Source organism: Mesorhizobium amorphae, from assembly GCF_014843845.1.
GTDB classification, from domain to species: Bacteria; Pseudomonadota; Alphaproteobacteria; order Rhizobiales; family Rhizobiaceae; genus Mesorhizobium; species Mesorhizobium amorphae_A.
The window spans coordinates 19,955-39,371 of record NZ_JHQS01000126.1 but is presented as its reverse complement, the minus strand read 5'-3'; the positions used below and the strand labels follow the sequence as shown (position 1 = coordinate 39,371).

General features: G+C 63.6%; 19 protein-coding genes and 1 tRNA gene. 7 read left to right on the top strand and 13 right to left on the bottom strand.

Annotated features, from left to right (window positions below; translation table 11 throughout):
• Window positions 1-32: 32 nt before the first annotated feature.
• Window positions 33-1,028: a UDP-glucose 4-epimerase GalE gene (gene galE, locus DH08_RS32520; RefSeq protein WP_192183309.1), complete on the bottom strand. Its 996-nt coding sequence runs from the start codon at window positions 1,026-1,028 to the stop codon at window positions 33-35.
• Between the two features lie 278 nt (window positions 1,029-1,306).
• Here galE and hemA point away from each other — a divergent pair, with 278 nt between their 5' ends.
• Complete coding sequence (gene hemA, locus DH08_RS32515) at window positions 1,307-2,584, top strand: 5-aminolevulinate synthase (RefSeq protein ID WP_192183308.1); 1,278 nt, start codon at window positions 1,307-1,309, stop codon at window positions 2,582-2,584.
• Window positions 2,585-2,606: 22 nt separating this feature from the next.
• Here the strand turns inward: hemA and DH08_RS32510 are convergent, their stop codons facing one another.
• Window positions 2,607-3,773, bottom strand: a complete 1,167-nt coding sequence (locus DH08_RS32510; RefSeq protein WP_192183307.1) for a pyridoxal phosphate-dependent aminotransferase — start codon at window positions 3,771-3,773, stop codon at window positions 2,607-2,609.
• Between the two features lie 106 nt (window positions 3,774-3,879).
• A complete protein-coding gene (gene mscL / locus DH08_RS32505; RefSeq protein ID WP_192183306.1) occupies window positions 3,880-4,299 on the bottom strand; it encodes a large conductance mechanosensitive channel protein MscL in 420 nt (139 codons plus the stop codon).
• Between the two features lie 237 nt (window positions 4,300-4,536).
• Between mscL and DH08_RS32500 the strand changes: the two genes are divergently transcribed.
• On the top strand, window positions 4,537-8,013 hold the full coding sequence (locus DH08_RS32500) for a PAS-domain containing protein (RefSeq protein WP_192183305.1): 3,477 nt from the start codon (window positions 4,537-4,539) through the stop codon (window positions 8,011-8,013).
• Between the two features lie 19 nt (window positions 8,014-8,032).
• Here DH08_RS32500 and DH08_RS32495 read toward each other — a convergent pair whose 3' ends face one another.
• Together DH08_RS32495 and DH08_RS32490 are read right to left on the bottom strand one after the other, a co-directional pair.
• Window positions 8,033-8,692 carry a response regulator transcription factor gene (locus tag DH08_RS32495; protein ID WP_006204554.1) on the bottom strand — a complete coding sequence of 220 codons (660 nt, stop codon included), beginning with the start codon at window positions 8,690-8,692 and terminating at the stop codon, window positions 8,033-8,035.
• A gap of 118 nt (window positions 8,693-8,810) precedes the next feature.
• Entirely contained in the window at window positions 8,811-9,239 is a 429-nt protein-coding gene (locus tag DH08_RS32490; protein ID WP_192183304.1) for a hypothetical protein, read from the bottom strand.
• A 104-nt stretch (window positions 9,240-9,343) separates the two neighbouring features.
• Here DH08_RS32490 and DH08_RS32485 point away from each other — a divergent pair, with 104 nt between their 5' ends.
• Window positions 9,344-9,694: a DUF952 domain-containing protein gene (locus DH08_RS32485; RefSeq protein WP_192183333.1), complete on the top strand. Its 351-nt coding sequence runs from the start codon at window positions 9,344-9,346 to the stop codon at window positions 9,692-9,694.
• Window positions 9,691-10,767, top strand: a complete 1,077-nt coding sequence (locus DH08_RS32480) for a quinone-dependent dihydroorotate dehydrogenase (protein ID WP_192183303.1) — start codon at window positions 9,691-9,693, stop codon at window positions 10,765-10,767. The genes DH08_RS32485 and DH08_RS32480 overlap by 4 nt, the downstream gene beginning before the upstream one ends.
• On the opposite strand, the gene DH08_RS32475 is transcribed toward DH08_RS32480, so the two are convergent.
• Window positions 10,764-12,095, bottom strand: a complete 1,332-nt coding sequence (locus DH08_RS32475) for an MATE family efflux transporter (RefSeq protein WP_192183302.1) — start codon at window positions 12,093-12,095, stop codon at window positions 10,764-10,766. The genes DH08_RS32480 and DH08_RS32475 overlap by 4 nt on opposite strands.
• 125 nt (window positions 12,096-12,220) lie before the next feature.
• Here DH08_RS32475 and DH08_RS32470 point away from each other — a divergent pair, with 125 nt between their 5' ends.
• Window positions 12,221-13,123 carry a histone deacetylase family protein gene (locus DH08_RS32470; RefSeq protein WP_192183332.1) on the top strand — a complete coding sequence of 301 codons (903 nt, stop codon included), beginning with the start codon at window positions 12,221-12,223 and terminating at the stop codon, window positions 13,121-13,123.
• An 8-nt stretch (window positions 13,124-13,131) separates the two neighbouring features.
• On the opposite strand, the gene DH08_RS32465 is transcribed toward DH08_RS32470, so the two are convergent.
• The 3 genes from DH08_RS32465 to DH08_RS32455 form a co-directional block, all read right to left on the bottom strand.
• Window positions 13,132-13,395, bottom strand: coding sequence for a DUF6460 domain-containing protein (locus DH08_RS32465; RefSeq protein WP_006204546.1), 264 nt, complete (start codon window positions 13,393-13,395; stop codon window positions 13,132-13,134).
• A 102-nt stretch (window positions 13,396-13,497) separates the two neighbouring features.
• Complete coding sequence (locus DH08_RS32460) at window positions 13,498-14,256, bottom strand: glycosyltransferase (RefSeq protein WP_192183301.1); 759 nt, start codon at window positions 14,254-14,256, stop codon at window positions 13,498-13,500.
• 16 nt (window positions 14,257-14,272) lie between these two features.
• Window positions 14,273-15,226: a lysophospholipid acyltransferase family protein gene (locus DH08_RS32455; protein ID WP_192183300.1), complete on the bottom strand. Its 954-nt coding sequence runs from the start codon at window positions 15,224-15,226 to the stop codon at window positions 14,273-14,275.
• 190 nt (window positions 15,227-15,416) lie between these two features.
• On the opposite strand from DH08_RS32455, the gene DH08_RS32450 reads away from it, so the two are divergent.
• Together DH08_RS32450 and DH08_RS32445 are read left to right on the top strand one after the other, a co-directional pair.
• Window positions 15,417-15,490: transfer RNA gene (locus DH08_RS32450), tRNA-Gly, on the top strand.
• Window positions 15,491-15,689: 199 nt separating this feature from the next.
• A complete protein-coding gene (locus DH08_RS32445; protein ID WP_192183299.1) occupies window positions 15,690-16,751 on the top strand; it encodes a DUF2806 domain-containing protein in 1,062 nt (353 codons plus the stop codon).
• On the opposite strand, the gene DH08_RS32440 is transcribed toward DH08_RS32445, so the two are convergent.
• From DH08_RS32440 to DH08_RS32425, 4 genes are read right to left on the bottom strand one after another with little or no spacing between them, the layout of a single operon-like run.
• Entirely contained in the window at window positions 16,748-17,767 is a 1,020-nt protein-coding gene (locus tag DH08_RS32440; RefSeq protein ID WP_192183298.1) for a tyrosine-type recombinase/integrase, read from the bottom strand. The genes DH08_RS32445 and DH08_RS32440 overlap by 4 nt on opposite strands.
• Complete coding sequence (locus DH08_RS32435; RefSeq protein WP_192183297.1) at window positions 17,754-17,954, bottom strand: hypothetical protein; 201 nt, start codon at window positions 17,952-17,954, stop codon at window positions 17,754-17,756. Before DH08_RS32435 ends, DH08_RS32440 begins: the two co-directional genes overlap by 14 nt.
• On the bottom strand, window positions 17,954-18,295 hold the full coding sequence (locus DH08_RS32430; RefSeq protein ID WP_192183296.1) for a DUF4326 domain-containing protein: 342 nt from the start codon (window positions 18,293-18,295) through the stop codon (window positions 17,954-17,956). The genes DH08_RS32435 and DH08_RS32430 overlap by 1 nt, the downstream gene beginning before the upstream one ends.
• Window positions 18,292-19,416, bottom strand: coding sequence for a DUF5131 family protein (locus DH08_RS32425; RefSeq protein WP_192183295.1), 1,125 nt, complete (start codon window positions 19,414-19,416; stop codon window positions 18,292-18,294). Before DH08_RS32425 ends, DH08_RS32430 begins: the two co-directional genes overlap by 4 nt.
• Window position 19,417 lies beyond the last annotated feature (1 nt).

The window sequence follows — 19,417 nt, the reverse complement described above, 5'->3', positions numbered from 1 at the left end:
AATAGCGCTTTAGCGAGCGCGGGACGAGCCCTTCAGCCGCGTGCGGAGTTCTTGCTGCTCAGGATCCGCTCCCAGGCAAGCGCATCGGCGACGATCAGGTCGAGGTCGTCGCGCTGCGGCGTCCAGCCGAGTTCCGCACGCGCAAGCTCCGAATTGGCGACTATGGCGGCAGCGTCGCCAGGGCGGCGATCGCCCATCTTCACCTCGAAATCCCGGCCGAAGGCGCGGCGCACGCTGTCGATGACTTCGAGCACGGAATAGCCGTGGCTGTAGCCGCAATTGGCGACAAGGCTTTGTCCCCCTGCGCGCAGCCGCTGCAGCGCCAGGCGATGCGCCGCCGCCAGGTCGCTGACATGGATGTAATCGCGCATGCAGGTACCATCCGGGGTGGAATAGTCGGTGCCGAAGACCTGCATGAAGGGCCGCTTGCCGAGCGCCGTCTCGCAGGCAACCTTGATCAGATGCGTGGCGCCCGGCGTCGACTGGCCGGTGCGGCCCCTGGGGTCGGCGCCGGCGACGTTGAAGTAGCGCAGCGCCGTATAGCGCAGCCCATGCGCGATCGCCGCATCGCGCAGCATCCATTCGCTCATCAGCTTAGACAGGCCGTAGGGCGATACCGGCGCCAGGCTGGCGTCCTCGCGCACCGGCTCCAGCCCGGCGCCGCCATAGACGGCGGCGGTCGAGGAAAAGATGAAATTGGGCACGCCTTCGCGCACCGCGGTCTCGATCAGCGTGCGTGTCTTGCAGGTGTTGTTCTCGTAATAGCCGAGCGGATCGGCGACCGATTCGGGAACCACGATCGAGCCGGCGAAATGGATGATGGCGTCAACATGATAGTCCCTGATGATCGAACCGACCAGTTCCCTGTCAGCGACATCGCCGACGACGAGCTTCGCCTCGGGCGCAACCGCCCATTCGAAGCCGGTCGAAAGGCGGTCGAGCACGACCACGCTCTCGCCCGCATCCAGAAGCTCCCAGACCATGTGGCTGCCGATATAGCCGGCGCCGCCCGTTACCAAAACCGCCATCCCGAATCCTCGCACCTTCTGATTTATCGGAAACTGTCTCAACAAGCGCCTTACTGGAAAGCCTGCCGCAAGGCCATTAAAACCCTCAATGTTAAATCGGTAACAGTCGCTATGGCCTGCGACATGGTACCGAAACAAAATTGATCCACATCAAGGGAATAGGCCACGAACCGTGGTCGTTAGGAACAGGTCCGGGGCGTGGCATTTTGACCAAAAAGGTCCGGTGGACGCCAAAGGGGGCAATGACTATGATCCCGCGCAAAACTTGGGACGTCGACATGAACTATCAGCGGTTCTTCGAGGAAGCGATCGACCAGCTCCATGCCGAGCGGCGCTATCGCGTTTTCGCCGACCTTGAGCGCATCGTGGGCAAATTCCCGCGCGCCATCTGGCGTTCCAACGGCCGCGCCCAGGAAATCACCGTCTGGTGCTCCAACGACTATCTCGGCATGGGCCAGCATCCCGACGTCATCGCTTCCTTCCAGAAAGCGGCCGGCAAGATGGGTTCGGGCGCCGGCGGCACCCGCAACATTTCCGGCACCAGCAATCCGCTGGTCCAGCTCGAACTGGAACTGGCCGACTTGCACGACAAGGAAGCGGCACTGGTCTTCACCTCGGGCTTCGTCTCCAATGAAGCCTCGATTTCGACCATCGCGCGGCTGCTGCCCAACTGCCTGATCATTTCGGACGAGCTCAACCACGCCTCGATGATCGAAGGCGTGCGGCGCTCGGGCGCCGAAAAGAAGATCTTCCGCCACAATGACGTCGCGCATCTCGAGAGCCTGCTGCAGGCGGCCGGCCGTGAGCGCGCCAAGCTGATCGTCTTCGAAAGCGTCTATTCGATGGATGGCGACATCGCGCCGATCAAGCAGATCGTCGAGCTCGCCGAACGCTACAACGCCATGACCTATATCGACGAGGTCCATGCCGTTGGCATGTACGGTCCGCGCGGCGGCGGCATCACCGAGCGCGAGGGGCTCGCCGATCGCATCGACATCATTGAAGGCACGCTTGCCAAGGCATTCGGCACGCTCGGCGGCTACATCACCGGCACAAGTGCTGTCATCGACGCCGTGCGCTCCTATGCGCCGGGCTTCATCTTCACCACGGCGCTGCCGCCGGCGGTCGCGGCTGCGGCGACTACGTCGATCCGTCATCTGAAGCGCTCGAAGGCCGAGCGCGACGCGCAGCAGCGTCAGGCGTCGCGGACCAAGGAGATCCTCCGCGCCGCCGGCCTGCCGGTGATGGACTCGCCCACGCACATTGTGCCGTTGCTGGTCGGCGATCCCGAGCTCTGCAAGATGGCCAGCGATCGGCTGCTCGGCGTGCATGGCATCTACATCCAGCCGATCAACTATCCGACAGTGCCGCGCGGAACGGAGAGGTTGCGCATCACGCCGACGCCCTTCCATTCAGATCAACTGATCGCCGAACTGCAGGACGCGCTGGTCGAGACCTGGGATGCTCTGGGCATTCCCTATGGCGCGGCCGGTCGCCCCGCGGTCGCGAAGAGCGACCGGATCATTCCGCTATTGGTGCCGAAGTCAGGCGGCTGAAGGCCGTCTGATCCTCAGTTGCTCAAATCGTCTTCATCCATTTCGCCAGCCGGTGCGCGGCTTCCTCGAGCTGGTCGAGGCGGCGGTGGAAGCATAGCCTGAGGAAGGCTTCGCCGCCGGGACCGAAGGCGGTTCCGGGCGCCAGGCCGACATTGGCCTGATCGACGATGTCGAAGGCGGCGGTTCGGGAATCGGTGATGCCGTCGACCGTGAAGAACAGATAGAAAGCGCCTTGCGGCACGGTGAAGCGCGCTTTGCCGGTCGCGCCGAGGATGCCGCAGACCAGATCACGCGCCGCCCGCGCCCGCTCGACCTGCTCGACGATGAAGGCATCGCCCTCGTCGAGTGCGGCGACGGCGCCGCGCTGCATGAACTGGGCTACGCCCGAGGTCGAGTACTGGATCAGGTTCTCGAAGACCTGCTGCAGGGCGGGATGGGTCTTGATCCAGCCGACGCGCCAGCCGGTCATCGCCCAGTTCTTGGAAAAACTGTTGACGAACAGGATGCGGTCTTCCCCGGTCGCGATGTCGAGGAAGGACGGCGCGCGGCCATGGCCGTAGTGGAACAGCGCATAGATCTCGTCGGCGATGATCCAGATGCCCTTTTCGCGGGCGAGGTCGAGGATCGCCTGCAGGGTTTCCCGGTCGGCGGTCCAGCCGGTCGGGTTGGACGGCGTGTTGACGAACAGCGCCTTGGTCCTTGGCGTGATCGCGGCTGCGATCTTGTCGACATCGCAGGACCAACCATTGCCGGACTGGTCGAGCGTGACCGCAACCGGAACGGCGCCGGCGACACCGGCGGCAGCGGCGAAATTCGGCCAGGCCGGTGACAAATAGACGACCTCGTCGCCACTGCCGGCGACCGCGTCGATCGCCAGCTGGATGGCGTGCATGCCGGAGGCGGTGACGATGAATTCGTCGGTGGCGAAGCTCTTGCCGAAATGCCTGTCATAGTAGCGGGAAAGCGCCTGTCTCAGCTCTGGGATGCCCTTCTGCCAGGTGTAGAAGGTCTCGCCAGCAGCCAGTCCACGGGCAGCGGCATCGCTGATGAAGGTGGGCGTCGGCAGGTCGCCCTCGCCGGCCCAAAGCGGGATCAGGCCGTCGCGCAGGCGGCCGTGGTTGACGACGGCGACGATGCCACTTTCGGGCGCGGCGCGGGCCTCGGCGCGTAAATTCTGGATCAGGGTCATGTAAATGTCCGTTGGTTTTGCGACAGCTAGCCTGTTTTGCGGCAGGCGAAAACAGAAAACCCCGGCCGCAAGCGACCGGGGTTTTGGTCCAGAAATGTTGCTCCGGCTATCTCCTGGCGAGCAGATCGCGAATTTCGGTGAGCAAAGCGACATCGGCGGGCGGTGGAGCGGCGGGTGCTGCCGGCTTCTCTTTCTCCAGCCGCCTGCGCATATTGTTCACCGCCTTGACCATCAGGAAGATGATGAAAGCGAGGATGATGAAGTTCAGTGCCACGGTGATGAAATTCCCGTAGGCGAACACCGCGCCTTCCTTGCGCGCATCGACAAGGTTGGTTGAATGCACGTTGGACGACAGGGCGAAGAAGTAGTTCGAAAAATCGACACCGCCAAGTGCGCCGATGAAAGGCATGATGATGTCGTTGACCAGCGAATCGACGATCTTGCCGAAGGCGGCGCCGATGATGACGCCGACGGCCAGGTCCATCACATTGCCCTTGGAAATGAATTCCTGGAATTCTTTCAGCATTCGACCCTCCTTGCCATGGCCGCGCTGCCGCCTCCACCATCCCTTCGGCGCCGGCCCACGTCCACCATAACAAAAACCCTTGGTTGCAACAGAAGCAAAAGCGAGAAAGCAGCTGCCTTCTCCTTCCCCGGGGTCAGCGGCCAAATGTCTGACAGACCTGACAGCCATGCGCCGAAAGCCGCGATGGACTCGCCCCCCAAGCTGTGATTGCGTCTGTACCAGGAGGAATTTCGGGCCGTGCAGGGCTGGTTCATCGTCATCATCGCGATCGCCTATGTGACGCTGCTGTTCGTCATCGCCAGCCTTGGCGACCGGCGCTCGGCAGGGCCGGACCGCGCCCGTCCGTTCATCTATGCGCTCAGCCTCGCCATCTACTGCACCTCCTGGACCTTCTTCGGCTCGGTCGGCCTGTCTTCCGAACGCGGCCTCGAATTCCTCGGCATCTATACCGGCCCGGTGCTGGTGTTCGTGTTCGGCTTTCCGTTGCTCAACCGCATCGTCAGGCTGGCCAAGACCGAGAAGATCACCTCGATCGCCGACTTCCTCGGCGCCCGCTACGGCAAGAGCTTCACCGTCGCGGCGATCGCCACGCTGATCGCGACGATCGGCGCGGTGCCCTACATCGCGCTGCAATTGAAGGCGATCTCCGGCTCGGTCAGCCTGATGGTCGAGCACTACACGGGATCGCCACCCTCCTTCGATCCGTTCGTCAGCGACATCTCGCTGGTCGTCGCCATGCTGCTGGCGCTGTTTGCGGTGCTGTTCGGCACCCGCCATGCCGACGCCACCGAGCACCAGGACGGGCTGGTGCTGGCGGTGGCGGTGGAAACCGTGGTCAAGCTCGCCGCCTTCCTGGCGATCGGCCTGATGGTCACCTTCCTGATCTTCGGCGGACCAAGCGACATGTTCGACAAGCTGGCCGAGAATGACGAGGTGCGGCAGGCGATGGGCTACAACACCTCCTTGGCCACCTGGCTGGTGCTGACCGGCCTCAGCGGGTTTGCCATCATCATGCTGCCGCGCCAGTTCTACGTCACCATCGTCGAGAACCGCGGCGAAGCTGAACTTCGCACCGCGACCTGGGTGTTTCCGCTCTACCTTGTCGCGATCAACCTGTTCGTGCTGCCGATTGCCTTCGCCGGCCTGTCGCTGGTCGGGACCAGGACCAGCAGCGACCTCTATGTGCTGTCACTGCCGCTGTTCAGCGGCCATGATGTGCTGGCCATGGCCGCCTTCATCGGCGGCCTGTCGGCGGCGACCGCCATGGTCATCGTCGAAAGCGTCGCGCTGTCGATCATGATTTCCAACGACCTCGTCATCCCGCTGTTCGTGCGCCGCCTGCTCAAGACCACGACCTCCGAAAGCGAAGACTGGTCGTCGCTGATCCTCAATGTGCGGCGCGGCGCGATCTTCGTCATGCTGTTCATCGCCTTCCTCTACTATCGCGAGAGCACCAACAATGCGCGGCTCTCCTCCATCGGCCTGATGTCGTTCGCGGCCATCGCCCAGTTCGCTCCGGCGCTGATCGGCGGGCTGATCTGGCGCGGCGCCAACGGCAGGGGTGCAGCACTTGGCATGGTCGCCGGCATCCTCTGCTGGGGCTACACGCTGCTTTTGCCCTCGCTCGCCGCGCCGGATGCCGACATCCTCGTCCACGGCCTGTTCGGCTTCGAGGCGCTTCGGCCGCAGGCGCTGTTCGGCACCGTCGCCGAACCGTTGAACCATGGCGTGCTGTGGAGCCTGTCGATCAACGCGGTGTTCTTTGTTCTGGGATCGCTGTCGCGCGCATCGGTGCCGCTGGAACGCATCCAGGCGGCGATCTTCGTGCCGCGGGAGGCCGGCCCGATGCCAAGCCTGCGCCGCTTCCGCACCGCCATCACCGTCAACGACCTCAAGGACACGATCTCGCGCTATCTGGGCGTCGAGCGCACCGAGCGTTCTTTCCAGTCGTTCGAAAAGACCAACGGCACCACGCTGCACGGCAATGAGCAGGCGAGCATGGACGTCATCCGTTTTTCCGAGCAATTGCTGGCGAGCGCCGTCGGTTCCTCCTCGGCGCGGCTGATCCTGTCGCTACTGTTCCGGCGCAACGACCGCGAATCCAAGGATGCCTTCCGCCTGCTTGACGACGCCACCGAGGCGCTGCAGCACAACCGCGACCTGCTGCAGATCGCGCTCGACCAGATGGAACAAGGCATTACCGTCTTCGACCGGGATTTCCGCCTGATCTGCTGGAACCGCCAGTACCGGGCGCTGTTCGACCTGCCCGACGAGATGGGCCAGGTCGGCGTCTCGCTCGACCGCATCCTGCACCACCTCGCGCAGCGCGGCGACATTCCGTCCGACCAGCGGGTGGCGATGCTCAACCGCCTGACCAGCTTCGTCAGCCCGTGGCAGATGGAGTTGAAGACCAGCGGCCGCATCCTGGAACTGCGCTCCAACCCGATGCCGGACGGCGGCATCGTCGCCACCTATGCCGATATCTCCGGGCGCGTCGAACAGGATCTGGCGCTGAAGCGAGCCAATGAATCGCTTGAGCAGCGGGTCAAGACGCGCACCATCGAACTGACCCGCGTCAATGAGGAGCTGGCGCAGGCGCAGATGCTGGCCGAGGAGGCCAATCTCGGCAAGACGCGCTTCCTTGCCGCCGCCGGCCACGACATCCTGCAGCCGCTGAACGCCGCCCGGCTCTATTGCTCGTCGCTGATCGAAAAGGCCGGCAAGGGACCCACCGGCAAAGCGGCGGTCAACATCGAATCCTCACTGGAATCGGTCGAGACCATTCTGGGCGCCGTGCTCGACATTTCCCGCCTCGATGCAGGCGCAATGAAACCGGACGACACCGCCTTCAGCCTGGACGGGCTGCTGCGCCAGATCGGCAACGATTTCCGGCCCCTCGCCGCCGAAAAAAGGCTCGGGCTGACCATCATGCCGTCGTCGCTCTGCGTCATGACGGACCGCAATTTGTTGCGCCGGCTGATCCAGAACCTCATCTCCAACGCCATCAAATACACCCGCCACGGGCGCATCCTGGTCGGGGTGAGGCGGCGCGGGGAACTGGCCGAAATCCAGGTGATCGACACCGGCATCGGCATCGCCGGCGACAAGCTGAACACGGTGTTCCACGAATTCACCCGGCTCGACGAAGGCGCGCGCGAAGCCGAAGGCCTCGGCCTTGGCCTCTCCATCGTCGACCGCATCGCTCGCGTGCTGAGGCTCGAAATCCGGATATTCTCCAACCCGGGCAAGGGCACGCGCTTTTCCGTGATCCTGCCGGTGGTCGCGGCAGAGGCGCCCCGGCGCGAAGTCGAAGCGAAGACGCCGGTGCGCGCCACAAACTCGCTGGCCGGGCTGCGTGTTCTCTGCATCGACAATGACGCCCGCATCCTCGACGGGATGCGGCTGCTGCTCGAGGGCTGGGGCTGCAGCGTAGACACCGTCACGGGTGTCGAGGCGGCATCCGGCATGCGCCGGCCGGATATCGTGCTTGCGGACTATCATCTCGACGGCGGCACCGGACTGGATGCCATCGAGACGCTGCGGTCAATTCACGGCCACGACTTGCCGGCCGTCCTGGTCACGGCCGACCGCTCCAGAGAGGTCCGCGCTGCTGCCGGCGCACTCGACGTGCCGGTGATCAACAAGCCGCTGAAACCGGCTGTGTTGCGTTCGATGATGGCCAGGGTCAGGCCGCTGGCCTCAGCGGCCGAATAATTCGACCCCGCATCCAGGGTCAGCCTGCAGCCTGAAGCGGGTCGCCGCCGATCTTGGCCAGCTGGATCACCGCCTGGGTGCGGCTGTCGACGCCGAGCTTTTGCAGGATGGCCGAGACATGCGCCTTGATCGTGGCCTCGGAGACGCCGAGCTCATAGGCGATCTGCTTGTTCAACAGTCCTTCCGCTAGCATGCCGAGCACGCGCGTCTGCTGCGGCGTCAGCGCCTGCAGGCGCTTGATCAGGTCGGAGATCTCGGGGTCGCGTTCGACGCCGAGATCGATACCGACGGGCGCGGCGATATCGCCGGCCAGCACTGCCTGCACGGCGCCGCGAATCTCCTCCATGCTGGCCGATTTGGAGATGAAGCCCGAGGCGCCGAGATCGAGCGCGCGCCGGATCGTCACCGGGTCGTCATGCGCCGACACAACGACCAGGGGCACCGCCGGGTGAACGCCGCGCAGCGAGATCAGGCCGGAGAGGCCACTGGCGCCCGGCATCGACAGGTCGAGCAACACCATGTCGACATCTTCATTGGCCACGACCAGCGCCTTGGCGCTCTCGAAATCGCCGGCCTCGTGGATAGCGGCGACATCGCCGACGCCGGCAAGCGCCTCTTTCAGGGCGCCGCGGAAAAGCGGATGGTCGTCGGCGATGACGAACGTGTAGCCCGACGGCAAATAGTCCTCCCAAATCCCGCTGTTGATTGACTGCTTTTACGGGATCGGAACGATTATGCGGCGATGCGCCCTGTTTTCAAGCGGCAAAGGCCGGACACGGAGTTTTTCCCAGCACGGCTCAGGTCTTTTGCGAATTGAGCTGGGCGCCGTCGTCCTTTTCCATATCCTTGACGATGCCCATGAAGCCACGCAGGAAGCGTTCCATGTAGCTCATCGTCTTGTTGAAATCCTCTTCGCTGGGCAGCTTCGATTCGAGGCGGGCGGACAGCGAGTTTTCGAGCCTGGTGACGCGCTCGTCCATGGCCTTCATCGAAGTCTGCAAGCGGTCGACCTCGTCCTGGAAGGCGGCGCGTTCGTCGGCCGCCATCTTGCACACCAGCTGGCCGGCGCGCTCCTCGCAGATCGACATGGCGCCGGTCTGCGTGTCCATGCGGACATAGCCGTTGGCCGACTTTTCCAGTTTGTAGCGGTCGGTCTCTTCGGACCAGGCCGACGCCGCGACGAACGAGACCAGTGCGGCGGGGATCAGTATGTGCTGCAGACGCATGTTCAACCTCCACGAGCCAGTATGCGCACCTTATCACAGGTTTGCGCCGTAAATGGGGAAGAGTTGCCCTTCCCAGCTTGATCGGTTCGGACTATAGCGCAGCCATGTCTCAGATTATCTACAAGATCGCGCCAGAAGCCTTGTGGCGCGAAGCCGAGAAAAACGGCTGCTTCACCGGTGCTGCGATCGACGTCGCCGACGGCTTCATCCATTTCTCCACCGCCGGGCAGGTGCGGGAAACGGCGGCCAGGCACTTCGCCGGCCAGTCCGACCTTTTGCTGATTGCAATCGACGGCAGCCGGCTCGGCGACGCGCTGAAATACGAGGTGTCGCGCGGTGGTGCGCAGTTCCCGCACCTCTACGCCCCGCTGGATCTTGAGGCCGTCATATGGGTAAAGCCACTGCCGCTCGGCGCTGACGGCCTGCACCAATTCCCCGCGCTGGAGGCCAAATGAGCGTGCTTGACCGGATCGGCCAGAAGCTGCTGTTCACATTCGATCCGGAAGCAGCCCACGGGCTGTCGATCGCCGCGCTGCGATGCGGCCTGCCGGCTGCCGGACGGCCGGTGCGAGATGAACGACTGAAAGTCAGTGTTTGCGGGATCGATTTCCCGAACCCGCTCGGCATGGCCGCGGGCTACGACAAGAACGCCGAGGTGCCGGACGCGCTGCTTGTTCTCGGCTTCGGCTTCGCCGAGGTCGGTACCGTGACGCCGCTGCCGCAGGCAGGCAACCCGAAGCCGCGCATCTTCCGGCTGACGGCGGATCAAGCTGTGATCAACCGGCTGGGCTTCAACAATGAGGGCCATGAGGCCGCCGAAAGGCGCCTGGCCGCCCGCAAGGGCCGCCCCGGCATCGTCGGCGTCAACATCGGCGCCAACAAGGACAGCGCCGACCGCATCGGCGACTATGAACGCGGCGTGGCCCGGTTTGCCCAATATGCCAGCTATCTGACGGTCAACATCTCCTCGCCGAATACGCCGGGCCTGCGCAACATGCAGGCGCGCGAGCAGCTCGGCGAACTTTTATCCCGCGTCATCGCGGCGCGCGCAGCCGCTTCGGCCAAACCGCCCGTCTTCCTCAAGATCGCGCCGGACCTTGTCGAGGTCGAATTGGAGGACATCGCCGCCGAAGTCACCGAGAAGCAACTCGACGGCGTCATCGTCTCCAACACCACCATTTCACGGCCGACGCTGCGCAGCGCCAGTGTCACCGGCGAGACCGGCGGGCTTTCGGGAAAGCCGCTGTTCGAGCGCTCGACCATCGTGCTGGCGAAGATGCGCAAGCTGCTTGGGCCGGACCGCGCCATCATCGGCGTGGGCGGCGTCGATTCCACTGACGCGGCACTTGAAAAGATCCGCGCCGGCGCCGATCTCGTCCAGCTCTACACCGGCATGATCTATGCCGGGCCCGCACTGCCCGGCCGCATCCTCACCGGCATGGTTAGTTTCGCCGACAAGGAACGGCTCAAGTCGATCCGGGCGTTGCGCGACATCAGCCTCGACAAATGGGCATCGAAGCCACTCTAAAAGGCGGTTCGCACGCGCAGCCGCAAAATCGCCAGCAGGCTGAAACCGCGCGCCAGCAGGAAGACGTGCAGCGACGCCCACAGACCGTTGTTGCCGAAGGCCGGCGCCAGAGCGAGCAGCGCGGCGCTGAAAGCGAGAAACGACAGGAGCATCATGTTGCGCATGTCGCGCGACCAGGTGGCGCCTATGAAGACGCCGTCCATCTGGAAGGCCAGCACGCCGCTGAGCGCGGTGAAGGCCGCCCAGGGCAGATACGTGTCGGCCAAGGCGCGAACATCCTGCGACGTCGTGACCAGGGCGACCAGACCGGCACCGCCCGTGAGCAGGACAAACGTCGCCGCTCCCGCCAGCCCGAAACCCCAAAACAGCGTCAGCCGCACCGCCCGGTGGAAAGGCGCGGCGGCGCGCGCGCCGATGGCCCGTCCGGCCAGTTGTTCGGCGGCGGTGGCGAAACCGTCGAGGAAATAGCCGGCGATGAGGAGGAAGTTCATCAGCACGGCATTGGCGGCCAGCGTCACCGTGCCGAACTGCGCGCCCTGGCGGGTGAACAGCGCGAAGGCGGCGAGCAGCGAAAACGAGCGGATCATGATGTCGCGGTTGAGCGACAGCATGTGCCGGAAGGCCGTCATGTCGAGGATGCGGTGGCGGGGCAGCCGGGGCGCGGCCCGGAACCGCCTGACGACGATGGTCAGCCCAAGCAGCATGGCAAGGAACTCGCCGGTGACGGTCGCCCATGCGACACCTGTAACGCCCCAGCCGAGTTCTAACCCGAGCAGGAAGCAGAGCACGATGTTGATGCCGTTCAGCACCGCCTGCAGCATCAATCCCAGCCCGCCTTCGCCGCGCCCCAGCACGTAACCCAGAATGGCGTAGTTGATCAGCGAGAACGGTGCAGCGAGCAATCTGATGCGGATGTAGACAGCCATTGCCTCGCTGACGCGCGGTTCGGCGCCCATGAACTTTTGCCCGGCAATGGCGATCAATGGCGCAAGTGCTGCAAATGCGATGCCGGCGACGACCGCGATCAGCACGGCGCGCCAGAATACCGCCTGCTCCTCCAGATCGTCGCCGCGTCCAAAAGCCTGGGCGACGAGGCCGGTGGTGCCGGAGCGCAGGAAATTGAAGGTGGTGAAGACGACGTCGAAGACCAGCGCCCCAGCCGCCAGGCCGCCGAGCAGGGCTGCATCGCCGAACTGCCCGATCACTGCGGTATCGACGATGCCGAGCAACGGCGTCGTCAGATAGGCAAGTGTCATCGGCACCGCGATGGCGAGCACCGAACGGTGGGTGACGACGAAGGCTCTGGCGTTGGCTTGGGTCGCATCCAAAGGATTGCTGCCTTGCTGATTGCGGCTTGATCGGACAGCCGATGTGCCCCAGTTTCGCGTTGCCACGCAATCGCCAACCGATCGCGGCCAACCGAATTCCAGCACTGGCGCGGGCCGCCCACATCATGTCGCTGCAGATCGTCCATCATCCCGACTACGACGCCGGCTTTGCCGTCAACCACCGCTTCCCGATGAGCAAGTATCCGCTGCTGATGGAAGCCCTGCGTTCGCGCGGGCTGGCGCGCCCGGAAACGGCGAACTTGCCCGACCCGGCGCCGGCATGCTGGCTGAAGCTTGCGCATGCGCCTGACTATGTCGAGCAGGTGCTGGCCTGCGAAGTGCCCGAAAAAATCGAGCGCGAAATCGGCTTCCCAGTCGGTCCCCGCGTCTCGCTCAGGGCGCAGCTCGCAACGGGCGGCACGGTGCTGGCGGCGCGGCTCGCCTTGCGGCACGGCATCGCCTGCAATGCCGCCGGCGGCAGCCATCATGCCCGGCGCGCGCAAGGTGCCGGCTTCTGCACCTTCAACGACGTAGCCGTCACCTCGCTGGTGCTGCTGGCCGAAGGCGCTGTCCAAAACATCCTGATCGTCGATCTCGACGTGCATCAAGGCGACGGCACAGCGGACATTCTGAAAGATGAACCACGCGCCTTCACCTTTTCCATGCATGGCGATCGCAACTATCCGGTGCGCAAGATCGCTTCAGGCCTCGACATCGCACTGCCCGACGGCACCGGCGACGCCGCCTATCTGGAACGGCTGGCTAGCATCCTGCCGGAGCTCTCCGCCCGAGCGCGCTGGGACATCGTCTTCTACAATGCCGGTGTCGACGTCCATGCCGAGGACCGGCTGGGACGGCTCGCCCTCAGCGATAGTGGTCTGCGCGCTCGCGACGAGATGGTGATCGGCCATTTTCGCGCGCTCGGCATCCCGCTCTGCGGCGTCATCGGCGGCGGCTACTCGACCGACGTGGCCAGATTGGCCGCGCGCCACGCCATCCTGTTCGAGGTGGCCTCCGGTTACGCCTGAGGTTGGGGTCACTTCCGGTAGTTGGCGATCCTGATCAGGATAAAGGCCGGCACGACGATCGCGGCACCCAGCAATATATAGCCGAGGAAGCGATCGATGGCATGGAAGCCGAGGTTCCAGAGGTCGACGAAGAATTTGCGGATGCCGTAGAAGACATCCATCGGCGACCAGCCGAAGGCGTTCATGACCAGACCGACGAGGAACGACACCACCAGCAGCTTGATGAGCACCCTGAGTGGCGAGTCTCCGAGAAAGCGCGTCAGTGCGGACAAGGCCTGTCTCCCGATTGAGGTGCCCGGATTCGGGTGCCGGTGCAGAAATACGCATTTGCCTGTCCGGCATCAAGCCGAAGGGCGTCATATCAGGGAAGGCCGTCAAATCCGCCGGCGGAAGATGCGCGCCCAGGGTGGCCGCTCGCGATAGACTTCCCCGGAACGCCAAAGCCGGTTGTAGCGGTTGCCGCTGGAGATGCCGAGTTCCGACAAGGGCCCACCTCCCTTCTTGCGCTTGATGGCCAGCAATTCCTTGCCATGCTGAAGACAGTGGCTCGGCTCTTGCGAAGGTTCGGCGCCATCCGACGGTGGCAGCGTCAGCCAGACCGCCTCTCCGACGATCAGGTCTTCCGCATCGCAGGTCATGGCGATGGCCTTGCCGAAGAGGGTCGGACCGGTGGGGCACAGCGCGGTTGGCCCGTAATACTGACGCTTCACATTGGCGCAGACGAGCTCGATCGCCTTCACCAGAGCCCTGTGACGCCGCGGCGCGGCGACCACACCGAGGCTGGTATCCCAAGGCGTCGAGCTCAGAAAGTCGCGAAACACCGACAGGCGTTGCTTGTCGCGGGGAACGCCGCGCAGGAAGGCATAGGAGAGGTCGGCATAGACGCCGCCCTGTTCGTAAAGTAGGCAGTATTTGGCCAGGTCCGCCTTGTAGGCGTAGGGCCGCAGGGTGCGGAAGGCCGACAGCACCTCGGCGTCGAAATGCGCCGAAATGAACTCTATCAGCGCCGCTTCCCGAAACAGGACATGCCCTTCGCCCGGATGCGCGGCCTTGAACGACTGGATGTTCTGCGTGACCAGGTCGGAGAGGTCGCCGCCGTCGTCATCGGCTATGAGAATGCTGAACAGGGGCATAGCTTGCTTTCGGCCGTCAGTGCGGGTTGAACGCCGTCAGTTTCTCCCAGTCGCGCCACTGGTGAGGACTGGCCGCGAGGAAGGGCAGATGCCTGTCGGCGAATTCCTGCGTGGCTGACTGCAGGAGTTCGGCCCTGTCCCGATGACCTTCCAGGTCGATGGGCCGATCCACGGTCACCCGGATCTTGCCGGTGCTGTCGTCACGCACGACGAAAACCGGGAGCAGCGGGGCGCCGGCGATCTTGGCCAGGCGGGGCGCGCCGCTCGACAGTTCGATGGCTGACTGGCCAATCCTTGCCTTGACCAGCAATTCGCCCTCCCAGGCTCCCGCCGTTATCGACACGAATTTGTTCGCGCGCAGCAGACGCCGGGCCTCGTGCATGCTTGCTGCGGAATTGGCACGATCGATCACGATCCGGCCGGCCGCGTATTTCAGCTCGGCGCCGGTCCTGATCGGGTTGAGGAAACGGATGCCGAAGCGCGACTTGGTGAAGCCGTGCTCCGGCCGGCTGACGTGGAACACTTCGAGCCCTGCCCCGGCGAAAGCCATTTTCGCCGCGAGGGCGTTGAAGGAGAAATGCGCGATCCACAGGACCGCGCCGTGGCCTGCGTTTCTTGCCGCATCGAGTTGCTGCCGACCTCGCAACTCGATGTCGGGTTTCCAGCCGGCCAGACGCTCGCGCACGATCTGGACATGGTGCTCGCTTCGCATCGCGCCGATGCGGCGTTGATCGTCAGCGCCAGTCAATCCGAACGAGGCGAGAGTCTGCCGGACGCAGCCATCCCCCAGGTTGGAAGAAGCGCCTTTCAGCCGCTCAATGGTCATACAGGCTGCTTGCCAGCGCTTCTCGGGAGCGAGAAGGGAGACAATCGCAAAAACGGGAAGCTGCAGGAGGAACTGCAGGTCTTCTGACGTGAATGTCTTTCTGGAGTGAGAAGTCCTTCTCCTCCTCCTTATCTTGAATTCCAAGCGGGTCCCCACCCAGCACTTCATGTTCGGACCATAACATCGCCAAGCAAACAAGTGCCGGTTCGCAAGGCGCGGCCGTTCTATCATGCCCGTCGACCGGCATCAAAGGCGTCTTGCCAACAGGGCGAGCGGCTTTCGGCGGCTTTGACGATTGCCCGAAGCGGGGCCCTCATGGTAACGAGGTGACGCCGCGGGTATGATGTAATGGTAGCTTGTCAGCTTCCCAAGCTGAACGCGAGGGTTCGATTCCCTCTACCCGCTCCACTTTGCGCCACAAGGCTTCGCGCCTGATTTGGCATACGCCGCCGCCCGGCGGTTTTACAGGCAGTTTTACACAATGCGTTCTCTATCCGGTCCAAGCTCAGCATTTGGGCGCGGTGGATCACTCCGGTCGCATTTCGTATCTCGTTGATTTGTCCTCACGAGAGTGCTGTGGTGTCCTGCGTTGTCAGCGGGAAGTCAAATGCGTATTGAAGATCACCTCGATAAGGAGACATCTGTCTCTGCTGAAGTCACGCCCACCGGTGTCAAGGCCATCGCCAAAAGCAGATTTATCGCCGCAATAGATCGTCTTGGCGGAAACCTAGCTGAACTGATGAATGCGCCAATGGAAGCTTGGACAGCAGAAAAGCGCGCGCGTAGCGATGCAAGAGTGCGTGCCATCGAGGCAATGACAGAGATTGGGCTCGATCAGTTAAGGACAGACAGGGAGTTTGCTGAACGGGCAATACGGGGCCACCTCGAATCGATCTTCGTCGAACGGCAAAACAAGGACGCTGTCTTGGGGAAAGCGATTGAGGACCTGCGCCGACAACCACCGACCGAAGCGGAAGCAACATCCGGCCCAGAGACACTAGATGAGACTTTTACGCATAGATTCGAGCGATATGCGGGGTCTGCCACCACGGATGAGCTACGAGAAAAATGGGGTAGAGTCCTCGCTGCGGAAGTTCGGAGGCCGAATACCTTCTCGGCGAAGGTGTTGCGAACTGTCGACGAAATTGATCCTGAGACCGCGACATTGTTTGAAAAGGTCTGCGAACATCGATTGGATAATGTACTCGTAAAGTGCCTCGTGGGGGAGCTCTCTTTCGAAGAGACTGTGAAACTGACGGAAGCAGGACTTCTGGTAGAGCCGGGGTTTTCTGGTCAGGTAAGGCAGTCAACGGAAGTCACTTCCAATAAAGGAGTGGAGATTTGGTTTTGGAATTTTGAAATATTGGGATTAGCGTTGATAAAAGATTCCACAATCGGCGGAGTTATTGAGAAACAAATTTTGAAATTTGAAAAAGGTTCGCCAATGATACCGGTCTATGTTCTCACTGATGTCGGAAAAGCAATTTCATCAATACTCCCCAACCACACTGCCTCTGCTATTGAGGCACTTGTTGCCAAACTCTCGGAGTCCGCACCGCAGTCACCTGTGATGATTTATAAGAACCAGGCGCCAAGGTCGTCCGCATGGACGAACATCAAAACAATCCCTGCGAAGTCGCCGCCTCAAGAAGAATCTACTCTTGGCTAGCGTGTTCGCGCCTCGTTCAGCTTCCGGATCCGCTCCTTGATCGCTGCCCCGCGACCGACGTAGCGGCGGATGATGCGGGCGACGTGCTCTTCTTCCCAGGCCATGATCTCGGCGATCTCGCGTTCGGTCAGGCCGGCGACATAGAACTTCGTCGCGGCCGTGCCGCGCAGGTCGTGGAAGTTGAGGTTCTCCCCTTCCGGCCAAGCTTCCTTCTTCGCCTTCACGAATGAGCTGCCCAGCCCGTCCTTGACCCACGGCCGGCCCTTGCTCGAGGTCAGGATGACCGGCGACTTGAACGGGATCCGCTTCAGAAGGGCGCGCAGCTCGTCATAGAGCGGGATCACAGCCTCGCGGCGGTGCTTGCTCTTGCCGGTGGTGATGGTGATGGCTTCCTCGCCGACATGCGACCAGGACAGCCGCACCAGGTCGCCGGCGCGCAGGCCAGTGTGGGCGGCAAGGTCGATCGCGTGCTGCACCTCTATCGAACAATGCGGCCGGATCCGCGCGATGTCGGCGTCGGTCCAGATGATGTCGGAACGCGAGCCGGCATAGAGCTGCTTGATGCCCTCGCACGGGTTCGAGGCGATGGCGCCGCGGTCCACCTCGAAGGACAGCACGCGCGACAGCACCTGCATGCCATAGTCGGCGGCGCGCGGGGTCTCGGCATATTTGGCGCGCCACGCCCGGATCCTCGGCCTGATCTTCTCCGGCCGGTCGAACTGGCGGACCGACAGCGCACCGAAATGATCGGCGATGCGATCGAGCCACGGGCCCCAGTTGCGACGCGTCGATTCGGCCAGCTTCTTGTAGTCGGCGCTGGCCTTGTAGCGGACGACGCTGCCGCTGAACCTGGTGGCGTCGGGCGCCTGCCGGCTGGCGATCGCCTCGTTGTAGGAGGCCTGGAATGCCGGCGTGCCGGGCTCGCCAGTGACGGCCGGGCCGCCGCGCCAGGCGTAGTGATAGACCTTGCCCTTGGCCTTGACGGTGTGCAGGCCCTTCAGCTCAACCATGACCATGTTTCGCGTCGAACTCCGCCAGCTCGCGATCGAGGTCATTGTCGTCCGGATTTGCGGGCTTCGTAAAGTGCCAGCGGTGGGTGCCGTCGGGCAGCACGTCGAGCGTGCACGGCTCGACGCCGGCCTGCTTGAGCGCGGCGAGCGCATTCACCAGGTCTGACGGGCGAAGGGCCGGTCGGCGTCCCATCAGCCCTGCCCTCCCCTGGAATTGACGATCTCGAGCAAAACGTCGGCGTGGCAGGGCGCGCCTGGCTTGCACCAGCATGCGAGGTTCTTGTCGCGCAGCTCGTCGGCATTCTCGGCGACGAACTGGCGTGTCCGCTCCAGCGCCTCGATGTTGGGATCGGCGCCGACGCGCAGAAGGCCGGCGAGCAGCGCCTTGTAGAGGTCGACACAGTAGGCAGCGTCGCCATGCTTGCCGACGACGAACGGATTGCCCCATGGGCCCGGACGCGCGACGGTGACGGTGTTCTCGGGCATGCGCCAGCCCTTGCGGCGCGAAAGCTGGATGCGCACGGGAGCGGTCATAGCGCCGACACCTCGCGCAACTCCGGCATAGCGTTGTGCTCGACGCCGTCGAGCAGCCGGCCGGCGGCTTTCTTACCGGTCAGCGTCATCCATGCGCCGCCCAAGGCTCGCCAATCCGGCTCGACCGAACCTTGCATCTTGCGGCCGAGACGACCGCCCGCGCCGAGCACCTTTCCATCTGGCGCGAAGATCAGGTCTTCGCGGCCTTCGACAAGGTCAGGGGCATCAGAGGAATCGGCCCATGCGCCCCACTGCTTGAAAAAGAACGGCGCGCTGACGCGATGACACTGGTCGCGGATCGAACGGGCCCAGGCGGGATGCATCGGCCGTGCGTCAGGACCGCTCTCGCCGCCGACGATGATCCAGTCGATCGTCTCTTCCAGGTGAGACGATGCCGGATCCTGTCCAGCCCACATTGCATCAATGATGTTGATCGGGCCGAGAAGCGGCTCGGCGGAGACGAAGCGGATCGCTGCCGGCGTCGCCAGCAGCTCGGGAACGCGCTCGTCGGCCTCCCGCTGGCGCTCTGCCGAGACGCCGAGCCAGACGTTGGGTAGCGGCCAATCCGGCACGCCGGGGAGCGGCCAATCGGTATCGGCTGCACGGGGCGATCGGCTGATGTCGCATGCGAGCTGATCGAGCCGCCTGGGCGCATAGCCCTGTTCACCGGCCGAGCGGAGTTCCTGGTCGATCTTCTCGAAATACTCCCGCATGCGCTTGGCGCGCTTGGTCAGCACCTGGAAGGTGTGCTGCGGCGCCAGCGCCATGATGGCGAAGACCTTGTCGATCCATGCGTCGGGCACGTCCTCGTGAAAAAGGTCGCCCATCGAATTGACGAAGATGCGGCGCGGGGTGCGCCAAGCCAGCGGTTCGGTCAGGATATGGTCCGGCGCCAGCGCAAGCTTGCCGGTCCAGACGGTATGGCCGTTCACCTTCTTCGTGGTGCCGACATAGTGAGGTGCGCCGGTCTGGCCTTTCGCCTGTAGCGCGGCCGTCATCGCCTCGATGCGGGCGGCCATGCTCATGGCATAGCAATGGGTGCAGCCGGGCGAGACGATCGAGCAGCCGACGACCGGGTTCCATGTCGCGTCGGTCCATTCGATGGCGGATTTGTCAGCCATA